Below are 22,413 nucleotides of genomic sequence, written 5' to 3' on the forward strand. Positions count from 1 at the left end.
GTGATCAAGGTACTCATTGCGGAGGACGATTTTCGAATCGCTGCGATTCATGAATCTTATATACAAAAGGTACAAGGCTTTCAAGTTGCCGGCAAGGCAAAGAGTGCAAAGGATCTGTGGGGGGCACTTCAAAAAGAACAAGTGGATCTCATTTTACTTGATGTCTACATGCCTGATGAGCTCGGCACGAACCTTTTGCCGCTGTTAAGAGAGCGCCATCCTGAAGTGGATGTGATCATTATCACGGCTGCAACGGAAACGATGCTGTTAAGAGACGCACTGCATTATGGAGTGGTTCATTATTTAATCAAACCAGTGACCGCCCAAAAATTCACGCAGGTTTTAACCGAATATAAAGAGAAGAGAGAGTTAATCAATTCAAAAGATGAAGTCAATCAAACGATGATTGATCTGTTTTTTGGTCAAATACAGGAAGAATCGCAGCAAAAGGATGAGCGAGACTTGCCAACAGGCATTAATTCACTGACTTTGGACAAAGTGAAAACATTCATGACAGCAGAGATGAACGGAATTACAGCGGAAGAACTCGGAGAAAAAATGGGCGCATCCCGTACAACAGCAAGACGATATGTAGAGTATCTTGTGACAACGGGAGAATGCCGGGCAGAGCTGGCGTATGGAATCATTGGTAGACCAGAACGAAAATATTATCCCGCCAAAAAACAAACGGAGTCATAAAAAAATGAAAAAAGGAATACTCCTACTCATTTTGGTCTGCCTTTGTACAACGCTCACCTTTAATGAAAAAACAGCAAAAGATTCTTTCCTGGAGCACAGCCCATTATACATTGTGGTATCAGGTGTACCTGACGGCGGGTTTGACCAAACGGCTCAAGTGATGAAAACCGTACTAGAACAAGAAAAACTAGTGGAAGAGCCTGTGCATATTCTTTATCAAAGAGGCGGAACGGTTGATAAAGGCTGGACCTATATGATGGAGCGAGATGCCAATTATATCAGTTTAAATTCAAGCTTATTATTAAGCCGTAATTTGCTGGGCAGCAGTAACGTGACCATGAATGATGTCACCCCGCTTGCTATTCTTGCGGAAGAGTGGCAGGTAGTCGCAGTGCCAGTTGATTCTCCTTTCTCAAATGGAAAGGAGCTATTACACGCACTAAAAAAGAAACCGGATTCCTTAAAAATTGGGTTTGCCCCGGACTTTGGAAATGATGATCAAATCTCATTCGCACGGGCTGCCGAAATGGCAGGGATAGATCCGTACCGCATTCAGTTTTTAAAATTTGACAGTGCAGATGATTTATTTCAAGCACTCATTGACCATGAGGTAGATGCGGCGACTACGACCATTACAGAGGTTCGCCATGATTATGAAAAGAAAAGGTTGAAGCTCGTCGCAACCACAACGAATCAGCGCTTAGAAGGATTCAAAGACGTGCCCACTTGGAAAGAACAAGGGATTCCGCTTATCTTCTCTCATTGGCGTGGTGTGATGGGACCAAAGCAAATGAATCAGCACGACATTCGAGCATGGGATCAGCTTCTTCAAAAAATGACGCAAACGAAGTCATGGAAAAAGCAGTTAAAACAAAAAGGCTGGACAGGCCGTTATATGAATAGTAAAGAAGCAAAGGTCTTTATGGAAGATCAATTAAGGCGATATGAGCAATTTATACAAGGAGAACAAGCGGTCAAATGAGACCGCTTTTTTTCATGCAATTAAGGAACATCAGCGAATGCACAAAATGAACAAAAAGCATTTATCGACCAAAAAAGAATTAAAATTCATAATATTTACTTCAATTCAGGCGTCAGATATCATGACAGAAAGGGTTGGAAATGGGATACCAACATTTAATGAAAGCGTATACAACATAAGGGGTGAACGAAATGTTAGCGATCTTAGGATTTCTTATGATGATTGTATTTATGGTTTTAATTATGACGAAACGTATGTCTGTTCTAACGGCATTGGTATTAACACCGATTGCATTTGCTCTTATTGCAGGTTTTCATTTTACAGAAATTTCAGACATGATTGTCAAAGGTGTACAGCAAGTTGCACCAACGGCGGTCATGATCATGTTTGCCATTTTGTACTTCGGGATTATGATTGATGCAGGTTTATTCGATCCAATGGTGGCGAAAATTTTAAAGATCGTCAAAGGCGATCCATTAAAAATTGTTGTCGGAACAGCCGTCCTGACGATGCTTGTCGCACTTGACGGTGATGGAACCACAACGTACATGATTACAACAACAGCCATGCTTCCACTATTTACACTGCTTGGCATTCGTCCGATTATTTTAGCGGGTATTGCCGGAGTCGGCATGGGGATTATGAATACGATACCATGGGGAGGGGCAACACCTAGAGCGGCAAGTGCACTTGGCGTTGATCCATCACTTTTATTTGGCCCGATGATTCCAGTCATTGGCGCAGGGGTTCTCAGTATGATTGTAGTCTCCTATTTTCTTGGAAAATCCGAAAGAAAACGTCTTGGTGTCATTGAGCTAGAACAGCCGATTCATGCAAATGAAATGGCAGCAGCGCTGCAAGATGATATTAAGCGACCGAAACTTTGGTGGTTTAACCTGACACTGACTTTGCTATTGGTTCTCTTGCTTGTGTCTGGAAAAGTAAGCTTAACGGTACTGTTTGTTCTTGCCTTCTGTGTCGCCATTATCGTGAACTATCCGAATTTAGAACAGCAGCGTGAGCGGATTGCGGCTCATTCCACAAATGTTTTGGCGATTGCTTCGATGATTTTTGCGGCAGGTGTTTTTACAGGCATCTTAACTGGGACGAAAATGGTTGATGAAATGGCGATTTCAATTGTTTCGGCTATTCCAGAGCAGCTTGGCGGGTTTATTCCAGTCATTGTTGCGCTAACAAGCGGGATCTTCACATTCTTTATGCCGAATGATGCATACTTTTATGGGGTACTGCCGATCCTATCAGAAACAGCGGCAGCATACGGTGTCGATAAAATTGAGATTGCGAGAGCATCTATCATTGGTCAGCCGATTCATATGTTAAGCCCACTTGTTCCATCGACTCATTTACTTGTTGGACTCGTTGGGGTATCACTAGATCAGCATCAGAAATTTGGCATGAAATGGGCGGTTCTTGCAGTCGTCGCCATGACAGTGATGGCGGTTCTCATTGGGGCCATTTCGATCTGGTAATGAGAAGAGTGTCTGCTGCTCATGCAGGCGCTCTTTTTTAGGTCCTATTGCAGGGCAACATCCATTCATTTGCCCTATATAAAGACATGCATGATTCCTCCAAAAGATATATTTTTGAAAAATGCTGACACTTTTGCTGTTTTTTTCTTTATAATGCAAATCAACGAAGGGAGAGGATAGCATGTCCAAACAGAAAAGTACCATTCTTTTTGCTGCTGTATGCCTCATGGCAGGAAGTTTGTCGATGGTGACACCAGCTTCAGCGAATGCAGAGACCCCTTATTATGGAAAAAGCTATGAGCAGCCAGCCTCGGTTCAAAAACTGTATCCTGAGCCTGACGAAACGTTTGATACCCCTGCCTTTCAGAAAAAAGGAGAAGCATTTACCACACAAGAAGAGCTTCAAGATTTTTTACGTGACATTGTCAGTAAAAGTCCTTACGCCACGCAGAAACAGATTGGAACATCCATTGAAGGAAGGTCCATTCCAGCCCTCTATTTTACAAAGGATCGTCACATCTCTCCACTGTCAAAAAAGCCAACGATCTGGCTTCAAGCACAAATACACGGAAATGAACCAGCCTCCGGTGAATCTGCCCTTGTCATCGCCAAACGACTAGCAGGTGATGAAGGAGAGCGTATACTGAGCCATGTCAACGTCATCATTGTTCCAAGAATCAATCCAGATGGTTCTTATGCATTTGACCGCAGGCTTGCAAACGGAATGGATGGCAACCGTGACCACATGACACTAGAATCTCCAGAGCTGACAGCCCTTCATCAAGAATTTAATCGCTTTGCGCCCGAGGTCGTCATCGATGCCCATGAATATGATGTTGGTCAAAAGCAGTTTGAAGACATCGGTGCATCAGGTGCACTCAAGTATCACGATTTGCTGATATTATCCGGTAAGAATTTGAACATTCCTGAAAGTATTCGTTTCACGTCAAATGAATTGTACGTCAACGGAGTGCGTGAAACATTGACGAATAAGGGATTTTCCAACGATTTATATTATACAAACACAAGAGGGAAGGACGGAAAAATCGATCTTTATGAAGGCGGAACCGATGCACGAATTGGCCGAAATGCCCTAGCGCTTTCACCAGCTTTATCCTTTCTTGTAGAAAGTAGGGGGATTGGAATTGGCAGAGAGGACTTTACCCGGCGTGTGGCAGCACAAGTCACCACTCATGAAAAAATCATTGAGACAACAGTGAAGCATGCTAAGCAGGTGAAGCAGCAAATGGTGACGGAGCGGCTGAAACTTGTGAAAAAAGGTCTTCAACCAAATGATGATGATCAAGTAGTCATTCAAGATGCTTTCAAGGCGCCTGTGAACGATTCACTTGAAATGGTGGATATTGAGAAAGGACAAACCACTAATGTCCCGGTACGTTTTCATAGTGCAAGTGATGCGGTTCCTGTCTTAACAAGAGAACGGCCGACAGCTTATCTCATTCTCCCAGGGCATGAAGGGGTAGATAGAAAGCTCAGAACTTTAGGATTAAAAAGTGTGACACTGCCTGTTGGCATGAAAGTGCCAGTTCAAGCCTATGAGGTGACAAAACGAGTGGAAACAAGCAAAACAGATATTCAGCTTGAAACGAGACTGGTTGAAAAGAAACGTCAGCTGCCAAAAGGAACAAAGGTATATGTGACGGCACAGCCGCAAACCAATTTGCTATCGCTTGCCCTTGAACCAGAATCAAAAGACAGCTATATGTCGTCAGGTTTTATTGCATCGAAAGTAGGCGATGAACTACCAGTTTACCGATTCTTGTTATCTCAAAAGACGTTAGGTATGAAATAAAAAGGGCTAAAATGAAGTAACTTTTTAGCCCTTTGTCAACCATCTAGAAGCGGCACAGTGCGTGCCGCTTTTTCTATTTTCGTCCAGCTCTGATCTCATCGGTCATGCCTTCATACGGTGCTTCTGCGATAATCGTTTCATCGTTTACCCCAGCATGGTGGATGTACGTAATGTCTGCGAATTCTGGTACGACATACTTCGGATAGGTTTCATATTTTTCACGGGATTCTTTCATGAGGTCGATATAGTCATTTTGATAGCAAACGGTGATATCTGGACGTTCATGCACCCATTTTGGGAAGAAAATGACGCCATGCATGCGTTTCTCCTCAGGCATAAAGTTCAAAGACACGTCTGTCCCAGTCGGTTCCGTCCAGGAAACTTTGTATACCCCTTTTGTCAGTTTCACAATATTCACTTCTTGATCACGAACCCAGCGGCCTCCAACCATTCCGCTATGAATGCGGTAATCAATGGTGTGATCATTTTTAATGTAAATCTCATATTCCCAGCCATTTTCATACGTATAAATCATATGAAGTCCAACGAATTGATCCATGTTTATTCCTTCTTTCAATTAAAATGATGTTGTTTCAAACATGTCATGATTTACATGCTTATTTTAGGGTGTATGGTATACTATTGTCAAAGAATATGCGTTGGAGGCATGTCATGAGAGTACTGAAATATGCCATTCTTGGCTTACTAGATCAGCGTGAGCTGACGGGATACGATATGAAGAAACACTTTGAAGATTCCCTTGGACAGTTTTGGAGTGCGAAGCATAGTCAAATATACCCTGAATTAAAGCGGCTAACAGAAGAGGGTTTTATTGAATTTGATATTCACATACAAGGAAAGAAGCTAGAGAAGAAGGTTTATCAAATCACTGATGCAGGAAAAAGAGAACTGCATCAGTGGTTAAGGAAAAAAGGCCCGATTCCAGACACAACAAAAGATGAATTTATGTTAAAAACGTTCTTTATCTCATCTATGGATCAAAAAGAAGCGGCCGGTCTCTTCTCACATCAGCTGCAGGAGCGAACAAAGAAAGTAGAGATGCTTGAACAGAAACTGAACATTTTAACAGAAGAAGATCCATCTGCCCAATCACTGCATTCAACACAATTCGGACATTATTTAGTACTGACAAGAGCAATTGAAAGGGAAAAAGGGTATGTTCGCTGGCTCCAAAAGACCCTTGAAGTCATTGATTCATCCATTGTCTAAGGACAATCGTCGCACGATATGATAAAAAATGGTTTGAAACAAGTGAATTTATCAATAGAAACCGCTACAATGGATATATTCGTATTAAAGTGAGGCGAGTATGTTTGAGTAACCAAGAAGCGTTGTGGAATGAAGCAGAAGCTTTTATTTCTGTATGCTATGAAGAATTAGGCAAGTCAAATGAAGAAAAAGCAGCACGTCTGCATGAAATAAAACAAGAAATTGAGTCTGACGGTATGTATACTCATACGCAGGAAGAATTAGCTCACGGGGCAAAAATGGCATGGCGCAACAGCAACCGGTGCATTGGGCGCTTGTTTTGGTCAACACTGCATGTGCATGACTGCCGGCACGTGACAACAGAAGATGAGGTGAAAGAGGCACTCTTTCATCATATTGAGTATGCGACAAATGGCGGTAAAATCAAACCGTCCATTACCATCTTCCCACCAGAGAATAAGGGACGGAAGGAAGTCGTTATTTATAATCATCAGCTCGTTCGTTATGCGGGATATGAGTCGGAATATGGCATCATTGGGGACGAGGCATCACTTGAATTAACCAAGTTGTGTGAAGCGCATGGCTGGAAAGGCGAAGGCACGCATTTTGACCTTCTGCCACTGATGTTTCAGCTAAAAGATCAGCCGCCGGTTCTGTATGATCTTCCGAAAGAGATTGTTCAAGAGGTAGAGATCACTCATCCTGAATATGATGGATTCGGTGATTTAGGACTGAAATGGTATGCTGTTCCGATTATTGCTGATATGAAATTAGAAATTGGTGGCATTCATTACAATGCGGCACCCTTTAATGGATGGTATATGGGAACAGAAATTGGCGCACGAAATCTAGCTGACGAAAACCGCTACAATATGTTGAAAAAAGTCGCATCTATTTTAGGGCTCGATACAACAAAAAATTCGTCACTTTGGAAAGACAAAGCCATTGTCGAATTGAATGTCGCGGTTCTGCACTCTTATCGCGAGGCAGGGGTGACCATTGTGGATCATCATACAGCTGCCCATCAGTTCAAACAATTTGAAAAACAGGAAGAAAAGGCTGACCGTAAGCTGACTGGTGATTGGACATGGCTGATTCCGCCAGTATCACCAGCTGCTACGCATATCTTCCATCGTCACTATGACAATACGATCGTGAAACCGAATTATTTTTATCAGGAAAAACCCTACCACGGGACGGAAAGAGCCTAGCGAAAAGCTAGGTTTTTTTGTATGAAATGAGTCTTTTGAATGTTGTTTGATTTGGAAAATGATGGTTTAATGGCGGTGAAATCAAAAAGGGGGAATATAGATGAAAAAAATGACGTTGCTCATATTTTTGGCTGTATTCAGTTTCAACGGATTTCTACCACTAGGTGATGAAAGAGCTAAAGCAACGACTGGAGCAATGGTTCAGAATGACATCGATTTAAAGGTGACAACCGATCGTTCAACTTATACTTCGCTTCATCCTCAGGTCAACGTCAACATGACAGCAACAACAAATGAAACACTTTATTATACAGCTGCTGTTCGAAAACTTACTTTCCCAGTGACACCAGTCTTTACACACGAAGGGTCTATCTCTGGACAAAACGCTTTCGCAGCACCTACTCGTTTATTACTTCCTAACAGTGGATCAGCCAACTATGATGTTCATGTGAGTCTCTACAAAGATGCTTCACGTACAACCTTGATTGGTTATTATGTTGCAAACCCATTTACTGTTGTGAAATAAAGGACACACATCAACTATCCTCTAATCCGAAAGTCTTGATAATGGGCGAACGTGGTGAGCGGCTCCATGTCCAAATGTGTGACTTTTGAAAAAGGACTGCCTTTACGGACGGTCTCTAAAAAGTCAAAAACCTCCTGCTGCTCTCCTTCTACTTTTAATTCCACGTGACCCTCATCTGTGTTGCGTACCCAGCCTTTTATCCCTCGATTGATGGCTTCTCCTTGAACAAAATAACGAAAGCCGACTCCTTGCACTCGCCCTTTTACAATAGCGTGATAATGAACCAATGTCATCTCTCCTTTTTTCTCATCGTACCATAACCTGTCTCGTTCCTTCACGTACCGACTATGATTTGACTGTCAAACCATGTAAAATAGAAGCGATCAGACAATCAAAGGAGATGGTGAGAGTGGGGCAGACAAGGTACGACATCGAAGGAATTCAAGTAGGGCAACCTATCACCACCTATGTGAATGGTAAAGAAATCAAAACAGCCATCAACAAAAAGCGTATTCACAAGCCTGTTTATTTGAGTAAGCTCAATTTTGATGGAGATGGCCAGGGGGATTTGGTCCATCACGGAGGTGATGATAAAGCCATTTGCGTCTTTCCATATGATCACTATACTTATTTTGAGCAATTTTTAGGAGTGTCGTTACAGGAGGCAGCTTTCGGTGAGAACGTGACCGTGCATCAGCTTGTAGAGACAGAAGTCCGTATTGGAGATGTATTTCAGTTTGGGGAAGCGATTGTTGAGGTCAGCCAGCCAAGACAGCCGTGTGTGAAGCTCTCTCTTAAGCATGGAAACATGAAGCTTGTGAAGGAAGTGCAGCAAACGGGATATACCGGTTTTTATTTGCGTGTACTGAAAGAAGGAATGGTCTCTCCTGATGAAGCTCTTGTGTTAGTCGAAAAAGCGCCCCATTCCATCACAGTCCACGAAGTCAATGAAGTCAAATACCGTCAAGTAGATCAAAACAGGCTGAAAGCAGTTCTTGAAGTAGATGCCTTAGCAGATGTGGTCAGGAAGTCTTTAGAAAAACGTGTTCAGCCCATATAAAAAAGCCGTACATCTGATATGGATGTACGGCTTTTCAACATTTAAGAGCTCGTTTTCTTTTGCTCAAGAAGATTTGCAAGGAAATAGGTTTTAAAGCTTTGAAGCTTTCTTCCTTCATGCTTGGTCACACCAAGCTTCTTTAATTCTTCGACATACCAGCCTTTGCTACCATAATGCATGATAGAAAACTCCTTTCAATGGAAACTGCCTGCATTGTAACATCTCAAAAAAGGACGTGAAAAGTGTGCAGGTGTTTAGAAATGAAAACTGATTCTATCTGCCTATGATCCATGTATATGCTGGAAATAATCATTTATGAATTTGGCGGGTTGAGGGTAACGATGATCATGCCGACTGTCATAATCATGATGACAATACCGAGGTAGGTCATCATGGATTGTTTTTTCTTAATACCTACAACCGTTAAAATAATACTTTCAATAAAGAAGATAACACCGATGATGATGAACCACATAACAAATAAGACCCCTTTCGCATATCTTTGCCTATTTTACCACAGGCATTTTTGTTTAGTCGTGACAGATTCGTGAAAGGGTTTGTCTACACGCTGAAATCCCCTCCAGTGAAGGAGGGGACCCGCTTACTTACAGCTTTGTTAAAATAATCGGTTCGTCTTTTGTGATCACAATCGTATGTTCAATCTGTGCGACCAGGCTCTTATCAGGTGTTTTAAATGTCCAGCCGTCATCTGCTTGATAAATCGATTCAGCATTTGTTGAAATGAAAGGTTCAAAGGCGATCACTGTCCCATTCTTAAACAAAGCATTATCGAATGGATCATAATAGTTCAAAATATGGTTAGGTGCTTCATGCAGGCTTTTCCCAATGCCGTGTCCTGTCAGGTTTTTAATGACGGTAAATCCTTGTTCTTTGGCTGTATTGTAGACTGCACGGCCAATTTGATTTTGTCTTTTTCCGGCTTTCGCGTGCTTTAATCCTTCAAGGAATGCATCCTCTGCACACTGGCATAATGCTTCAAGACGAGCATCTCCTGTACCTAAAACGAATGAAATCCCAGTATCGGAATAATATCCATCAAGCTCTGCTGAGATATCAATATTAATGAGGTCGCCCTCTTGTAAAATGGTTTTTTCACTTGGAATGCCATGTGCGACTTCATCATTGACACTGATGCAAGTCGTACCGGGGAAATCATATTCTTTTTCAGGAGCTGAATTGGCTCCATGCTCTTCTAATATTTTTTTCCCAATCAAATCTAATTCTTTTGTAGACATGCCTGGTTTCGCTTGGCTTTTCATTTCTTCTCTTGCCAAAGCGACAATTCGGCCGACTTTTTTTAAGGCTTCTAACTCATGATCATGTTTGACAATCACTGTTCATTCCCGCTTTCTATAACTTCATTCTATTCAATAGCTTACCACATTTTACGCCAAAAGAGTAAAGGCTGAGATTTGGGTGAGATGTGGACAAATTGGTATAGATAACTAGATGTGCATATGATATATTTTTTATGAACATCATGAGAGATTTGTTCATGATGATGACGAAGGGGGGAGAAATAAGATGGTGTTTCAGTTTTTTCAAAAGTTAGGAAAATCATTTATGCTTCCAATCGCTGTGCTTCCTGCAGCGGGTATCATTTTGGCTATTGGGCGGGAAGATGTATTCAACATCCCGTTTATTCATGCGGCAGGAAATGCAATTTTTGCGAATTTGGCTTTAATTTTTGCTATGGGTGTAGCGATTGGTATTTCAAAGGATGGTAACGGAGCAGCGGCGTTATCTGGAGCGATCTCTTATTTTATTTTGTCAGCTGGTACCACATCGATCAATTCGACCAACAATATGGGGGTATTGGGTGGTATTTTGTGCGGACTTTTGGCAGGTTACGTTTACAATAAATTTAAGGACACGAAACTGCCTGAATACTTAGGTTTCTTTAGTGGAAGACGGCTTGTGCCTATTATGACAGCACTTTTTACCATTCTATTAGCAGCCGTTTTTGGATATGTATGGCCTCCAATTCAAAGTGTGATCAATGATTTAGGGGAGTGGATTTTAAGTCTTGGAGCAACGGGTGCCGGGCTGTTTGGCTTCTTTAACCGCTTGCTCATTCCATTAGGACTTCACCATGTGCTGAATAATTTATTTTGGTTTCAATTTGGTGAATTCAGCGGAGCGACAGGTGATTTAGCGCGGTTCTTCAAAGGCGATCCAAGTGCAGGTGTCTTTATGACTGGTTTCTTCCCAGTGATGATGTTCGGGCTGCCGGCGGCATGTCTCGCGATGATTGTGACAGCAAAGCCTGAAAAACGAAAAGCAACAGCCGGTCTTATGATTGGAATGGCACTGACGTCATTTATTACAGGGATCACAGAACCAATTGAATTCTCATTTATGTTTTTATCTCCACTTTTATATGGTGTTCATGCGATATTAACTGGTCTTTCGCTCTTTATTGTCAACACCTTAGGCATTCATAGCGGTTTCGCTTTTTCAGCCGGTGCGATTGATTACGTTTTAAGTTTTGGAATTGCGCAAAAACCAATTCTGTTACTTGTGGTTGGGGTCATCTATGGCGTGATTTACTTTGTTGTTTTCTATTTCCTGATTAAATTGTTAAAGCTAAAAACACCGGGCAGGGAAGATGATGACATCGAAGATATCCCAGGGGATGATACACATACTGCCGGAGCAAGTATGCTCGTAGAGGGACTAGGCGGCAAAGACAATATCACCACAATTGACCATTGTGCGACCCGTCTTCGTTTAACAGTAGAAGATACAGATTTATTAAATGAAGGTACATTGAAAAAAGCAGGTGCCAAAGGGGTACTGACGTCAGGAAAAACTTCCGTACAAATCATCATTGGAACAAATGTCGAATTTGTAGCCGATGATCTTCGCAAGGAAGTCGCTCGGGACTAAAAAAAGCGTTCAGCCAGATCAAATGGGCTGAACGTTTTTTTGTTTTCGCTGTTCGATCACCAGTACAATGCTGATGACAACAAGTAAAAACCATGAACTGATTTTACCAAGGTGGACGAGAGACCAAGCATGCTGCTGATTTGGATATTGCCATGCTCCTAAAAAGGTCGTGACATTTTCTGCCACCCAAATAAAAAAGCCAATCAGCAGAAACGAGATGACAAGCGGCATGCGAAAGGTCGATGAACCGACCTGAAAGGAAACGGCTGTTTTTGGAGACTCAACAATTAGGAGCAAAAAAATCACATTCACCCTTATATTTTAAATATAATTTTGGTATATTTGTATTTATTTTGATTAAATTTAAGGAGAAAAATATGAAAATTAAAAAAGTCATTCTTCTATCAACCATATTCATTCTATTTATTACCGCAACATGCGTAATAATTTATGCGAAAAACAATTACCCAAAATTCATGGGTGAAAGTAAAGATCAGTATTGGAAAGCAGAACTAACGAGAAGTGACAAGACAAGTATAGGCCCAAACTATTATTTGGAACTTTATTGGAAAGGGAACGAAAATATAGAAAAAGAAATAAAAATTAAAACATTAAAACTAAAAATAGATGGAAAAGTATATGAAGAAAATGAGAACTATGATTTGGCGGAATATGCCACAGATAAATCTGAAAATGCTCCAGATCATATAACAACATTTGATTTCATACCAGAAGAAAAAATAAAAGGACACAAATTAGAAATAGAGATAGAGTGGAAAAATCAAGATTCTGAAAAGTCATCTAATATAAAAATAAAAGAAAAAAACATAGTAAATCTTAATTAATAAGATCTTTGTTAACAAAGACAAAAAAGCAGGCTCCAGTCAGCCTGCTTTTCCTTAGCAACTATGTAATTATTGATACCAACAGCCAATGCGCAATGACTTCAAAAGTCTCATTAGTTACCTCATCATCTTCAATCCAGATCAGATCCCAGCCTCTGCAATAATGTTTTCATACAAAATGTAACCCCTTTTCACTGTCTGAAATAACTTAGACGGTGATAACAAGGGAAAAGTTTACCTCAACTAGATATTCATGAACAATTTGTGAATATATATGTGAAAAGGATCACAAATGATATTTTACATAGTATAATAAGATCATAAAGATAATGTGAAATATTTCACATAATTTAAAAGGAGGCATCATCATGTTTACAAAATTCTTACAAACGAATGTATGGGCAGCCGTTATTCTCTTGGCAGCAAGACTTTATATCGGATGGACTTGGCTGACATCTGGTATTGGAAAACTAACAGGCGGATTCGATGCATCAGGATATTTGCAATTTGCCATAGCTGAACCTGTTGTGAAAGATGGGCATCTTGTTTATCCGTTCTATGTCTGGTTTTTAGAAAATGTCGCGTTGCCAAATGCCGGACTCTTCAGTGCCATGGTCATGTGGGGAGAAATCTTAGTTGGTCTAGGACTAATTGTTGGATTGTTTACAACAACGGCAGCCTTTTTTGGAAGCGTGATGAATGTCTCTTTCTTACTAGCTGGAACCGTCTCTGTTAACCCGCTTCTTCTTCTGATCGCCGTCTTCATTATGGCAGCGAAAGGAAATGCCGGAAAACTTGGCCTTGATTATGTAGCAGGTCCAGTCCTTAAGAGAAAACTGAAAAGAAAGCCGCATTTAGAAGTGGCATCTTAATAAAAGAAAGCATCCTGAGTGAAAACTCAGGATGCTTTTTATTTAGGAACCCGCTTTGATGAGGTTAATATGCACCACAGTCAGCTCGTGCTGACTGATATCTGGATCATGTCCGACGACAAATTCGAGCTCATAATCACCGGTCTGATAAACGTATTTCTTCTCTTTTGTTTGCGGGATGGTGCTGACTGAATCTGCAGGTCCAATCTGTTTCTTTAATAGGGAAGGAGTCATTCCTCCAATATTCGTTTCTTTTTCTACATTTGTTCCAAAATAACGGATTTCGTTTATTTTGCCTTTTTTGTCATAGTGAAAAGCGAATCCAGGGTTGCCCATTTCAGCATGATACAAATCAAAGCCGTTTTGCCCGGTTGCTGGATAAGGCTGTCCTAATTTATGCCGTACGTCTTTTTTTGTTTGAACCCCTATTTTGAGTCCTTCTGCATAGTATGGCATTTGTCCTTTATGTGCCAGCTGATAAATGCTGTTTAGTGCTGCTTTCGGACCTTGAGGAATGGATTGTTCTGCCTGCGTTTGGGTCAGGGCGTGCGCTGAAATCGCCGGGCTGAAAGCAAATAAGGTGGAAGAAGCGAGTGAAGCGGTCACGAGAAATGCTGCTGTTTTTTTCATGATCAATAATCCCTCCTTCTTCACCTATACCCGGTGTCATACGGATCAAACGTAAAAAGCCCCAGCTGATCTTGGATCGGCTGGGGCTTTAAATGAGAAAGTTATTTGGAAGACGAGCTGGATTCATCTTTGGCGGAAGAAGAATCTTTTTCATCCTGTACTTTCTTTGTGTAGTCATAATCATTTCGCTCAATTGGTGTAAAGCCTTTAGGTTTGTAGAAACGGAGTAAATCTTCCGTGACAATCTTATCAGATGTCTCCAGCATCTTTTTCACCGTTTCGTTTTCTTGTGATGCCTTTTCAGTCGGCTCGATTTTTTCACCTGTTTTGTTGCTGTAATAGTTGTTGCCTACTTTCGTGTAGTCCTTAGACACGAAGTCTCCATTTCTAAATGGCACAAGCTCTTTAAAGTTCTTCGATAAGATATCAGAACCAGACATTAAATAGTTCTTTGTATCATCTCCGAGCAGGTGGAGAAGGGTAGGCGCAACATCCACTTCACCAGAGTATTTATGAATCTGTCCGCCTTTTACGCCTGGCACATGGATAAAGAGCGGCACACGCATAAGCTGGGCATTTTCATAGTCTCCAATTTTTTCGCCAGTCACTTTTTCCATCGCTTCATTATGGTTTTCTGAAATGCCGTAGTGGTCACCGTACATAATGACGACGGTATTGTCATAGAGACCGGATTTCTTCAAGTCATTAAAGAACTGTTCAATGGCTTCATCTAAATAATGAGCAGATTGGAAGTAGTTATCAACGACAGAGTCTCCGAAGTCGCCAGGTTCAAAATCGGTATCACCTTCATCCATACCAAATGGGAAGTGGTTTGACAGCGTAATGAATTTCGAATAAAACGGCTGTTTTAGATTTTCAAGCATTGGCATGGATTCTTTGAAGAACGGTTTGTCTTTCAATCCATAGTTCTTCGTATCTTGTTCATTCATATCGTAGTACTCAGAATCGTAAAATCTGTCATATCCAAAGGACTTAAACATTTCATTTCGGTTCCAGAACGTTTTCGTATTCCCGTGGAATTCAGCGGACGTGTATTGGTCCTTTTTCAAAATGCCAGGAAGCGCCTGATATGTGTTTTGAGCTTTATTAATAAACACAGAGCCTTGTGATAATGGGAAAAGCCCCGTATCCATCATAAATTCCGCATCAGATGTCTTTCCTTGTCCTGTTTGATGGAAGAAGTTATCAAAATAAAACGTTTTGTTGTCATGGGCTAATGAATTTAGGAAAGGAGTGACCTCTTTTCCATTCACCTTGTAATCAATGACAAAGTTTTGCAGTGATTCAAGAGAAATCGTAATGACGTTCATGCCTTTCGCTTTCCCGTAATAAGCCGGGTTTGGATCAGCGCTGTTCGCCTTTAGATAATTCTCTACATCTGTTACGTCACTTGAATTTGCCAGGGCACGCTGGCTGTTTGATTTCACATTTTGAATGGCATCAAACACCGTAAAATTATAAGCACCCAAGTATTTGACTAAATAATTGCGGTCGAACGATCTTGATAAAAGCTCTGGGCGATCAATTTCTGCTGCGATTAAGTTGACAACAAAGATCAGAACAGAGGACACAAGAACGAGTCTAAACGATTTTGTTTTTTGAACAGGTACAGTCGCTGTACTTGTTTGCTGCTGTCTTTTCATGCGGACTGCGAGTACGATCAAGATGATGGTATCGAGAAAGTAAAACATATCAGTCCAACGCATGAGTGAAAATGCACTATCACCTAATTGTCCGCCATTCGTTCCTGCCTGCATCACTGTAGGCAGCGTGATAAAGTCATTGAAGAATCGATAGTACACAATGTTTGCGTAAAGTAAAAAAGACATGAAAAAGTGAATCACAATGATAGCGGCAGGCTGCCATTTTTTCTTGAACAATAAAGCAAAGCCAAGAAAGAACAAGCTGGAGCTAATAGGATTCACAAAAAGCAAAATATGCTGAAGCACATTTGATATACCAAGTTTAAATTCGATTAAATAAGCTGTATACGTCTTGAGCCATAACAAGATGGCTGCAATCACAAAGAAGCCGAGGCCCCTTTTTTGAATAAATGTTTTCATTTAAACACTCCTTTTCTCCGATAAACGGAAGAGGCGGAACGAAAGAAAACGAACCATTAGAATATACCATGAAATGCACAAATAGAAAAGTCATAACTGGTGAGCACCTAAGGCAGCCTGTCCGAGCTAGAAATGGGAAGACATCGAAAATACTCGATCTCCGAAAAACTTTTTGTGAAATTCATCCTAATAATTACAGAAAATTCTGTATTTTTCCTGTTGCTATATCAATAAAACAGGTAAAAAGACACAAGTCTAAAGAATTAATTTGATTTCTACAATGGTGCATTTAGGCGGATTTCCAGTGTTTATTAATGTTTATGCAGGTTAAGTAAAAAAAATGAATGAATAAACCGCTGATTTGTCTGGATAATAATTCCTTCAAGAAAGTATATTGATATATATTGTTGTTTCACAAACATAATGGTTTTGATGTGTATTGTAAGGGTTTTATTCTTTTTGACGTGTGAACAAATTATCTAAATATACTTAAGTGAACAGTTCGACACTATAAACTTTTGAAACGGGGTCGATATAGACAGTGACAGGAAATCTTCCATTGAAAGGATTGATAGTATATGACTGTACGAGCACAGAACCTCGTTCAGAACTGGTTTCCGAGTGAGGACGGAAATGCAGAAGAGCGGAAAGAACTCGTTAAATTAATGGAACAGATCATTTCAGGGGTCGATGACCTGAAGGATCCGAACCGTGCTCACCTAAAAGGTGAAAAGAATCGCGAGGAGGACTTTTACAAAAAGCTCACTGAAACAAGTCAAATTCCGATGAACGGACAACAAGCGGAACTTGTGAATGAAGAATTACTGAAGCTTTTACATAATCATCCATACCACACGAAGTATTTCTTCACGAACATTTTGCCAATGGCAAGTACACCAGGAATTCTAGGCATGCTGACGGCTATGCTGGTTAACGGAAACAACCTTTGGGATGTGTATGGACCAGCAGGCGCGGAAGCTGAGGTCAGAGTGGTCTCAATGATGTCTAAGCTCATCGGATATGATCCAAATGTGAGCGGGGGTTACACAACATGGGGAGGTCAAGGGGCTATTTTCTCGGGACTTCGTTTAGCGATTGCGAAAGTTGCACCGGAGTCATTACGAAAAGGTGTCCCGCAAAATCTTTATGCGTTTTGTTCTGATGCAGCACATTACAGCTTATTTAAGTCGATGGAAGCAACAGGGATTGGCACAGACAACTTAATCAGAATTAAGACGAATAAAGATCATTCGATGGATATGGAAGATTTGCGTTGTCAAATGGAACGTGTTGCCCAAAATGGCGGAATTCCCGTTTATATTGTGGCAACAACCGGAACAACAGATGCCATTGCAATTGATGATGTAAAAGGGGTGCGTGAAACGGCAGAAGCCATTGCTGAGAAGTATGGTCTCAAGGTGCCGCATATTCATGCAGATTCGGCGCTTGGTGGATTCTTTGCTTTCTTTAATGAGTATGATGTATCTGAAAACCCGCTGCAATTCTCAGACGGAGTTCTTCGTATGTTAAAAGAAATCAAAGCAAAGTTTCAGCATCTTTCTCTTGCTGACACGATGTGTTTTGATTTTCAAAAGCTCGGACAAACACCGTACACATCTAGTTTATTCTTAGTGAAAAACGCTGCTGACTTAAAGCGCTTGGACCTAGAAGAACAAGAAACACCATACGTTGGACATAGAGGATACGGGGAATACCATACGGGTTATACGCTTGAATGCTCAAGAATGGGAAGCTCCATCAGCATGCTAAGTGTGCTGCTAACGTTTGGAATTGAAGGATACCAGCGCTTGCTCGGTCAATTTTTAGAGGTGAACCTTGCATTTAGAGAAGCGCTCCGTCAGGAAATTCCACAAGCAGAAGTCGTCAATGATGACAATGTCGGAATGGCTACATTGTTTAGAATTTACCTAGACGGTTCTCCTCGTTTTAAGGAAGAAATATCTGGAGAAGCAACTGCTATGGAAATTGAGCGCAACAATGATTTGAACAAAATCCTCTTTGAAAAGCTTGGAGAGAAAAGAGACGAAATGTTCTTTGGCGATACAACGAAGTTTTTACAAGTCAATGCCAAAGAAGGTCAAGAATTCTATCTAAGTGTGAGTAAATTTTTTGTGATTTCACCTTATACGTTACCGGAGCATATCCCTCATATCGTATCTTATTTAAAAGATGTCATTGCATCTGTTTGTGGACAATTTGAAAGTGTAGAGGCTTAAATTAAAATTGAGAGTGGAGATGTAGAAAAAAATGGCGAAACAAAGGAAGTTTGGAGGACTTACGATATCCTCCAAAATCATGTCAGTCGTTGTCGTAACATTACTCGCAACCGTTGCATTATTCGTTCTAACATTTTATTTAGTTAGCCAGGATTTATCATCCCAATTGTTAAAACAGTTTGATTATCGATTAACAACAGATATTGATACGGCTAAAAAAGAAATCGATCAAATTGATGGAAATGTCCTTAACATAAGCGGGAAGGATGATCCCGTTTATGTGGAGATCAAAAAGAAATTCACAGAGCTACAAAAAGATCATACGCTTGAGAACTTATACGTGTTATCAAATAAGGGCGGTAAAGAAAGAATCATCGTACTAACAGGGGAAGACAATGATTTTGATCAAGATTATGTCTTTTCAGATGAAATGAAACAAGCTCTTTCTGAAGATAAAATGGTCAAAAGTGACATTTATGTTGATTCGTATGGGACTCATAAATCCGTCTTTTTACCAATTAAAGATTCAGGCGGTGAACTCACGGGGATTTTAGGAATTGACTTAGATGCGTCTGTTGTTCCAGCAACAACGAAAAAGCTGACAATTTATATTACAGTAGCATCTGCGATTGTGCTCATCGGCGGATTACTCTTCTCATTCTTCATGGGAAGAAGAATTGCAAAACCAGCACGTTCATTAATGGAATCAGCGGATCGAATTGCAGATGGTGATTTAACTGGCATGGTAGAAGTTCAAAGTAAAGATGAGATCGGTCAATTAGCGGCTTCCTTCCAGAAAATGCAGGGACGGATCAAAGAGCTTATTGGAAAGATCTCAAACTCATCAAGTGAAGTGTCGAAAATGTCTTCACAGCTTCGCACAGTGACAACGGAATCTAGTCAAAGTGCACAACAAGTGTCAGAAGCGATGACGAATATGAGTGAAGGAATCAATGATTCAGTCGCAAACATTACAGACTGCACAACATCTGTTGCGGAAATCGATACTCAAATCGAAGGCGTGACAAAAGAAGTGGATGAAATGAAATCTGTTTCATCAGAAGTACAAGAGCAGTCAGAATCTGGTCAAAAATTGGTGCAGCATGTGCTTGAACATCTCAACATGTTACACGACATGATGACAAGCTCCAAGCAAGCGGCAGAAGAATTGCAATCACATTCAACAGAAATTGAAAGTGTCATCTCCATTATTACGGACATTTCAGCGCAAACGAATCTGCTTGCACTGAATGCTTCTATTGAAGCAGCACGTGTAGGAGAAGAAGGAAAAGGATTTGCTGTTGTGGCTGATGAAGTCCGTAAGTTAGCTGAACAGTCAGCTGATGCAGCTAAAACGGTCTCAGACTTAGTCATTGGCACACAGGAAAATAGTCAGCGTGTCCTTGAAAGCGTGGAGGAAAGCAGTAAAGCAGTGGAAGAAGGCCGGGAGCAAATGAAAGGCACCTCGCAGAACTTCGCTGGTATTTATGATGGAGTGTCTCAATTTGCAAGCAGAACGAACAATTTGCTTCAATCTATTCAGCAGGTAGAACGAGCATATCAAACAATTTCTACATCGATTGAACAAATTTCGGTCGTGTCAGAAGAACATGCGGCAAGCTCTCAAGAAGTAGCGGCAGCAACAGAACAACAAAGTGCTGGCATGCAGCAAATTTCAAGTGCGATTGAACAGCTCTCTGACATGTCAGAGGACTTGGCACAAATGGTATCTACTTTTAAAATCGACAAAAAATAACGAGAAAGCTGGCTCTTGTGAGAGAGTCAGCTTTTTTGCTATGCTTAACCAAAATATCAGACGATCTGAAAGGAGACGTGTCATGGATTTTGCGCAGAGATTGTCAGAAGAACGGATCAAAAAGGCGATGGACAATGGAGCTTTTGAAGGACTATCAGGCTTTGGGAAACCTCTGCCAAAGGATGATGCTGCTCATGTACCAGAAGAGCTGAGGATGGGCTATCGAATCATGAAAAATGCTGGCTTTGCCGGGGAAGAAACCGCTTTGAAAAAAGAACTAATGACGGTCAAAGAGTTACTGAAAACGAGTATAGATGGAGAAGAAAGAAAAAAACTCTCTCTCGTATGTGAGGAAAAACAAAAACGCCTCGATGAACTCACATCCAAGCGCCAAACGTTTGCTCGACCAGCCTCCTCCTTTTATAAGAATAGGGTCTACGAAAAACTAACGGAGCATAAAAAAAGATGATGACACGCTGCCTCTCTGAGCACATTGAGGGAGCTTTTTTTATGAAAGCGCTACAATTTATTGTTGACTACATGTATATACAAATATAAAATATGAGGTGAACATGTATATACAAGTTTTGATTCTTTTTTCTTATAAAAAAACGGTCTCGGAGGGGATAGCATGGCTGATTATCAGACAGCGGCAGATCAGATTGTAAAAGCCATTGGCGGCAAAGAAAACATTGATCAAGCCACACATTGTGTGACAAGACTTCGTTTTGTGCTAAAAGATGAAGGTAAGGTGGATGAGAAAGCACTAGAACAAATTGATGAAGTGAAAGGATCTTTCTCAGCGAATGGCCAATATCAAGTGGTCATTGGTCAAGGAGTGGTTAATCGGGTTTATGCTGAAATGGTCAAACAGACGGGAATCGGCGAAGCGACAAAAGAGGACGTCAAGCGTGCCTCTGATCAGAAATTAAATCCACTGCAGCGTGCAGTGAAAACGCTTGCAGATATCTTCATTCCAATCCTTCCAGCTATCGTGACAGCCGGTTTATTAATGGGGATTAATAATATTTTAACAGCTCCTGATATTTTCTTTGATCAAAAATCCATTGTGGATGTGTATCCGGCATGGGCGGATTTAGCGAATATGATCAACTTGATTGCAGGTACTGCCTTTACCTTCTTGCCAGCATTAATCGGCTGGTCGGCTGTCAAGCGGTTTGGAGGTAATCCGCTTTTAGGGATGGTCCTTGGACTGATGCTTGTACATCCAGATCTGTTGAATGCGTGGGGGTATGGAGCGGCAGAAAAGACAGGTGACATTCCTGTTTGGAATTTGTTTGGACTTGAAGTACAAAAGGTAGGTTACCAAGGGCAAGTTCTGCCGATACTCGTTGCCTCCTATTTACTCGCAAAGCTCGAATTATTTATAACAAAAAGGACACCTGAAAGTATTCAGCTGTTAGTTGTTGCACCAATTACATTACTGCTCATTGGATTTTTATCATTTATCGTCATTGGTCCCGTTACATTTGCGATCGGAAACGTTTTAACATCTGGACTCGTCACCGTATTTCAGCAATTCGCAGCACTTGGCGGTCTTTTATATGGCGGATTGTATGCAGCGTTAGTCATTACAGGCATGCATCATACATTCCTAGCGGTCGATATTCAGCTGATTAACTCAAAACTGCACGGCACGTTCCTATGGCCAATGCTCGCACTGTCTAATATTGCTCAAGGATCAGCGGCACTTGCGATGATGTTTGTCTTAAAAGATGAAAAGCAAAAAGGGCTCTCGCTGACATCAAGTATTTCTGCTTACTTGGGCATTACTGAACCGGCGATGTTTGGGGTGAACTTGCGCTATAGATTCCCGTTTATTTTTGCCCTGATCAGTTCAGGGATAGCTGGTATGTTTATTGCCTCACAAGGGGTACTGGCAAGTTCAGTCGGCGTTGGAGGCATTCCAGGAATCTTCTCGATCATTCCGAAATATTGGGGGGCATTTGCCATCGGAATGGTGATTGTGCTGATCGTCCCATTCATTGGTACCCTTTTATATGCAAAACTTAAGAAGAAGGATGTATCACAAGAACTTAACTAGTGG

General features: G+C 41.1%; 22 protein-coding genes and 1 pseudogene. 15 read left to right on the top strand and 8 right to left on the bottom strand.

The genetic code is table 11. The features are described 5' to 3' along the window. The 4 genes from MHI41_RS03700 (at position 1) to MHI41_RS03715 (ending at position 4,984) form a co-directional block, all read left to right on the top strand. Positions 1 to 699, top strand: a complete 699-nt coding sequence (locus MHI41_RS03700; protein ID WP_045034459.1) for a response regulator — start codon at positions 1 to 3, stop codon at positions 697 to 699. 4 nt (positions 700 to 703) lie between these two features. Beyond that, the gene (locus MHI41_RS03705) at positions 704 to 1,681 is read left to right on the top strand and encodes a tripartite tricarboxylate transporter substrate-binding protein (RefSeq protein ID WP_017358771.1); all 978 of its coding nucleotides are present in this window, start codon (positions 704 to 706) and stop codon (positions 1,679 to 1,681) included. A gap of 191 nt (positions 1,682 to 1,872) precedes the next feature. Next, positions 1,873 to 3,171 carry a citrate:proton symporter gene (locus tag MHI41_RS03710; protein ID WP_017366804.1) on the top strand — a complete coding sequence of 433 codons (1,299 nt, stop codon included), beginning with the start codon at positions 1,873 to 1,875 and terminating at the stop codon, positions 3,169 to 3,171. Between the two features lie 181 nt (positions 3,172 to 3,352). Then, complete coding sequence (locus MHI41_RS03715; protein WP_272511875.1) at positions 3,353 to 4,984, top strand: M14 family metallocarboxypeptidase; 1,632 nt, start codon at positions 3,353 to 3,355, stop codon at positions 4,982 to 4,984. 73 nt (positions 4,985 to 5,057) lie between these two features. On the opposite strand, the gene MHI41_RS03720 is transcribed toward MHI41_RS03715, so the two are convergent. Further along, complete coding sequence (locus tag MHI41_RS03720; RefSeq protein ID WP_008341777.1) at positions 5,058 to 5,543, bottom strand: phenolic acid decarboxylase; 486 nt, start codon at positions 5,541 to 5,543, stop codon at positions 5,058 to 5,060. Positions 5,544 to 5,656: 113 nt separating this feature from the next. On the opposite strand from MHI41_RS03720, the gene MHI41_RS03725 reads away from it, so the two are divergent. From MHI41_RS03725 to MHI41_RS03735, 3 genes are all read left to right on the top strand, one after another. Further along, positions 5,657 to 6,214 carry a PadR family transcriptional regulator gene (locus MHI41_RS03725; RefSeq protein ID WP_017366806.1) on the top strand — a complete coding sequence of 186 codons (558 nt, stop codon included), beginning with the start codon at positions 5,657 to 5,659 and terminating at the stop codon, positions 6,212 to 6,214. 104 nt (positions 6,215 to 6,318) lie between these two features. Next, on the top strand, positions 6,319 to 7,425 hold the full coding sequence (locus tag MHI41_RS03730; protein WP_007496564.1) for a nitric oxide synthase oxygenase: 1,107 nt from the start codon (positions 6,319 to 6,321) through the stop codon (positions 7,423 to 7,425). A gap of 100 nt (positions 7,426 to 7,525) precedes the next feature. Continuing rightward, positions 7,526 to 7,951: a hypothetical protein gene (locus MHI41_RS03735; protein WP_017366807.1), complete on the top strand. Its 426-nt coding sequence runs from the start codon at positions 7,526 to 7,528 to the stop codon at positions 7,949 to 7,951. Between the two features lie 14 nt (positions 7,952 to 7,965). Here the strand turns inward: MHI41_RS03735 and MHI41_RS03740 are convergent, their stop codons facing one another. After that, positions 7,966 to 8,238: an acylphosphatase gene (locus tag MHI41_RS03740; RefSeq protein WP_017366808.1), complete on the bottom strand. Its 273-nt coding sequence runs from the start codon at positions 8,236 to 8,238 to the stop codon at positions 7,966 to 7,968. 122 nt (positions 8,239 to 8,360) lie between these two features. Here MHI41_RS03740 and MHI41_RS03745 point away from each other — a divergent pair, with 122 nt between their 5' ends. Next, positions 8,361 to 9,011: an MOSC domain-containing protein gene (locus MHI41_RS03745; RefSeq protein ID WP_019743520.1), complete on the top strand. Its 651-nt coding sequence runs from the start codon at positions 8,361 to 8,363 to the stop codon at positions 9,009 to 9,011. A gap of 41 nt (positions 9,012 to 9,052) precedes the next feature. On the opposite strand, the gene MHI41_RS03750 is transcribed toward MHI41_RS03745, so the two are convergent. The 3 genes from MHI41_RS03750 to map all read right to left on the bottom strand — a co-directional run bounded on the left by MHI41_RS03750 (position 9,053) and on the right by map (position 10,366). Continuing rightward, a complete protein-coding gene (locus MHI41_RS03750; protein WP_008341771.1) occupies positions 9,053 to 9,190 on the bottom strand; it encodes a YflJ family protein in 138 nt (45 codons plus the stop codon). A 134-nt stretch (positions 9,191 to 9,324) separates the two neighbouring features. After that, positions 9,325 to 9,486: a hypothetical protein gene (locus MHI41_RS03755; protein ID WP_008341770.1), complete on the bottom strand. Its 162-nt coding sequence runs from the start codon at positions 9,484 to 9,486 to the stop codon at positions 9,325 to 9,327. A 130-nt stretch (positions 9,487 to 9,616) separates the two neighbouring features. Then, positions 9,617 to 10,366, bottom strand: a complete 750-nt coding sequence (map, locus tag MHI41_RS03760) for a type I methionyl aminopeptidase (protein WP_008341769.1) — start codon at positions 10,364 to 10,366, stop codon at positions 9,617 to 9,619. 190 nt (positions 10,367 to 10,556) lie between these two features. On the opposite strand from map, the gene nagE reads away from it, so the two are divergent. Further along, positions 10,557 to 11,921 carry an N-acetylglucosamine-specific PTS transporter subunit IIBC gene (gene nagE / locus MHI41_RS03765; RefSeq protein ID WP_282833990.1) on the top strand — a complete coding sequence of 455 codons (1,365 nt, stop codon included), beginning with the start codon at positions 10,557 to 10,559 and terminating at the stop codon, positions 11,919 to 11,921. An 18-nt stretch (positions 11,922 to 11,939) separates the two neighbouring features. On the opposite strand, the pseudogene MHI41_RS03770 reads toward nagE, so the two are convergent. Further along, a pseudogene (locus tag MHI41_RS03770) lies at positions 11,940 to 12,254 on the bottom strand (DUF817 family protein); the annotation flags it as partial. Between the two features lie 44 nt (positions 12,255 to 12,298). Here MHI41_RS03770 and MHI41_RS03775 point away from each other — a divergent pair. Together MHI41_RS03775 and MHI41_RS03780 are read left to right on the top strand one after the other, a co-directional pair. Further along, complete coding sequence (locus tag MHI41_RS03775) at positions 12,299 to 12,766, top strand: DUF4944 domain-containing protein (protein ID WP_052320811.1); 468 nt, start codon at positions 12,299 to 12,301, stop codon at positions 12,764 to 12,766. Between the two features lie 368 nt (positions 12,767 to 13,134). Next, positions 13,135 to 13,638, top strand: a complete 504-nt coding sequence (locus MHI41_RS03780) for a DoxX family protein (RefSeq protein ID WP_007496570.1) — start codon at positions 13,135 to 13,137, stop codon at positions 13,636 to 13,638. 42 nt (positions 13,639 to 13,680) lie between these two features. On the opposite strand, the gene MHI41_RS03785 is transcribed toward MHI41_RS03780, so the two are convergent. Together MHI41_RS03785 and MHI41_RS03790 are read right to left on the bottom strand one after the other, a co-directional pair. Next, a complete protein-coding gene (locus MHI41_RS03785; protein WP_342494570.1) occupies positions 13,681 to 14,268 on the bottom strand; it encodes a YjgB family protein in 588 nt (195 codons plus the stop codon). 101 nt (positions 14,269 to 14,369) lie between these two features. Continuing rightward, a complete protein-coding gene (locus MHI41_RS03790) occupies positions 14,370 to 16,352 on the bottom strand; it encodes an LTA synthase family protein (protein ID WP_017358781.1) in 1,983 nt (660 codons plus the stop codon). A 578-nt stretch (positions 16,353 to 16,930) separates the two neighbouring features. On the opposite strand from MHI41_RS03790, the gene MHI41_RS03795 reads away from it, so the two are divergent. The 4 genes from MHI41_RS03795 to treP all read left to right on the top strand — a co-directional run bounded on the left by MHI41_RS03795 (position 16,931) and on the right by treP (position 22,410). After that, on the top strand, positions 16,931 to 18,589 hold the full coding sequence (locus MHI41_RS03795) for a pyridoxal-dependent decarboxylase (protein WP_019743527.1): 1,659 nt from the start codon (positions 16,931 to 16,933) through the stop codon (positions 18,587 to 18,589). 31 nt (positions 18,590 to 18,620) lie between these two features. After that, the gene (locus MHI41_RS03800; protein ID WP_019743528.1) at positions 18,621 to 20,345 is read left to right on the top strand and encodes a methyl-accepting chemotaxis protein; all 1,725 of its coding nucleotides are present in this window, start codon (positions 18,621 to 18,623) and stop codon (positions 20,343 to 20,345) included. A gap of 82 nt (positions 20,346 to 20,427) precedes the next feature. Continuing rightward, positions 20,428 to 20,814 (top strand): DUF1992 domain-containing protein, encoded by a 387-nt coding sequence (locus tag MHI41_RS03805; RefSeq protein WP_019743529.1) that lies wholly within the window; start codon positions 20,428 to 20,430, stop codon positions 20,812 to 20,814. 162 nt (positions 20,815 to 20,976) lie between these two features. Next, positions 20,977 to 22,410 (top strand): PTS system trehalose-specific EIIBC component, encoded by a 1,434-nt coding sequence (gene treP, locus MHI41_RS03810; RefSeq protein WP_008341760.1) that lies wholly within the window; start codon positions 20,977 to 20,979, stop codon positions 22,408 to 22,410. Positions 22,411 to 22,413 lie beyond the last annotated feature (3 nt).

Source organism: Bacillus sp. FSL M7-0307 (assembly GCF_038627835.1).
GTDB classification, from domain to species: domain Bacteria; phylum Bacillota; class Bacilli; order Bacillales; family Bacillaceae; genus Bacillus; species Bacillus altitudinis.

Coding starts and splice junctions, on each gene's coding strand:
- MHI41_RS03705 (WP_017358771.1), top strand. CDS start 704: ATGAAAAAAGGAATACTCCTACTCATTTTGGTCTGCCTTTGTACAACG.
- MHI41_RS03710 (WP_017366804.1), top strand. CDS start 1,873: ATGTTAGCGATCTTAGGATTTCTTATGATGATTGTATTTATGGTTTTA.
- MHI41_RS03715 (WP_272511875.1), top strand. CDS start 3,353: ATGTCCAAACAGAAAAGTACCATTCTTTTTGCTGCTGTATGCCTCATG.
- MHI41_RS03720 (WP_008341777.1), bottom strand. CDS start 5,543: ATGGATCAATTCGTTGGACTTCATATGATTTATACGTATGAAAATGGC.
- MHI41_RS03725 (WP_017366806.1), top strand. CDS start 5,657: ATGAGAGTACTGAAATATGCCATTCTTGGCTTACTAGATCAGCGTGAG.
- MHI41_RS03735 (WP_017366807.1), top strand. CDS start 7,526: ATGAAAAAAATGACGTTGCTCATATTTTTGGCTGTATTCAGTTTCAAC.
- MHI41_RS03750 (WP_008341771.1), bottom strand. CDS start 9,190: ATGCATTATGGTAGCAAAGGCTGGTATGTCGAAGAATTAAAGAAGCTT.
- MHI41_RS03755 (WP_008341770.1), bottom strand. CDS start 9,486: ATGTGGTTCATCATCATCGGTGTTATCTTCTTTATTGAAAGTATTATT.
- nagE (WP_282833990.1), top strand. CDS start 10,557: ATGGTGTTTCAGTTTTTTCAAAAGTTAGGAAAATCATTTATGCTTCCA.
- MHI41_RS03775 (WP_052320811.1), top strand. CDS start 12,299: ATGAAAATTAAAAAAGTCATTCTTCTATCAACCATATTCATTCTATTT.
- MHI41_RS03780 (WP_007496570.1), top strand. CDS start 13,135: ATGTTTACAAAATTCTTACAAACGAATGTATGGGCAGCCGTTATTCTC.
- MHI41_RS03785 (WP_342494570.1), bottom strand. CDS start 14,268: ATGAAAAAAACAGCAGCATTTCTCGTGACCGCTTCACTCGCTTCTTCC.
- MHI41_RS03790 (WP_017358781.1), bottom strand. CDS start 16,352: ATGAAAACATTTATTCAAAAAAGGGGCCTCGGCTTCTTTGTGATTGCA.
- MHI41_RS03795 (WP_019743527.1), top strand. CDS start 16,931: ATGACTGTACGAGCACAGAACCTCGTTCAGAACTGGTTTCCGAGTGAG.
- MHI41_RS03800 (WP_019743528.1), top strand. CDS start 18,621: ATGGCGAAACAAAGGAAGTTTGGAGGACTTACGATATCCTCCAAAATC.
- MHI41_RS03805 (WP_019743529.1), top strand. CDS start 20,428: ATGGATTTTGCGCAGAGATTGTCAGAAGAACGGATCAAAAAGGCGATG.
- treP (WP_008341760.1), top strand. CDS start 20,977: ATGGCTGATTATCAGACAGCGGCAGATCAGATTGTAAAAGCCATTGGC.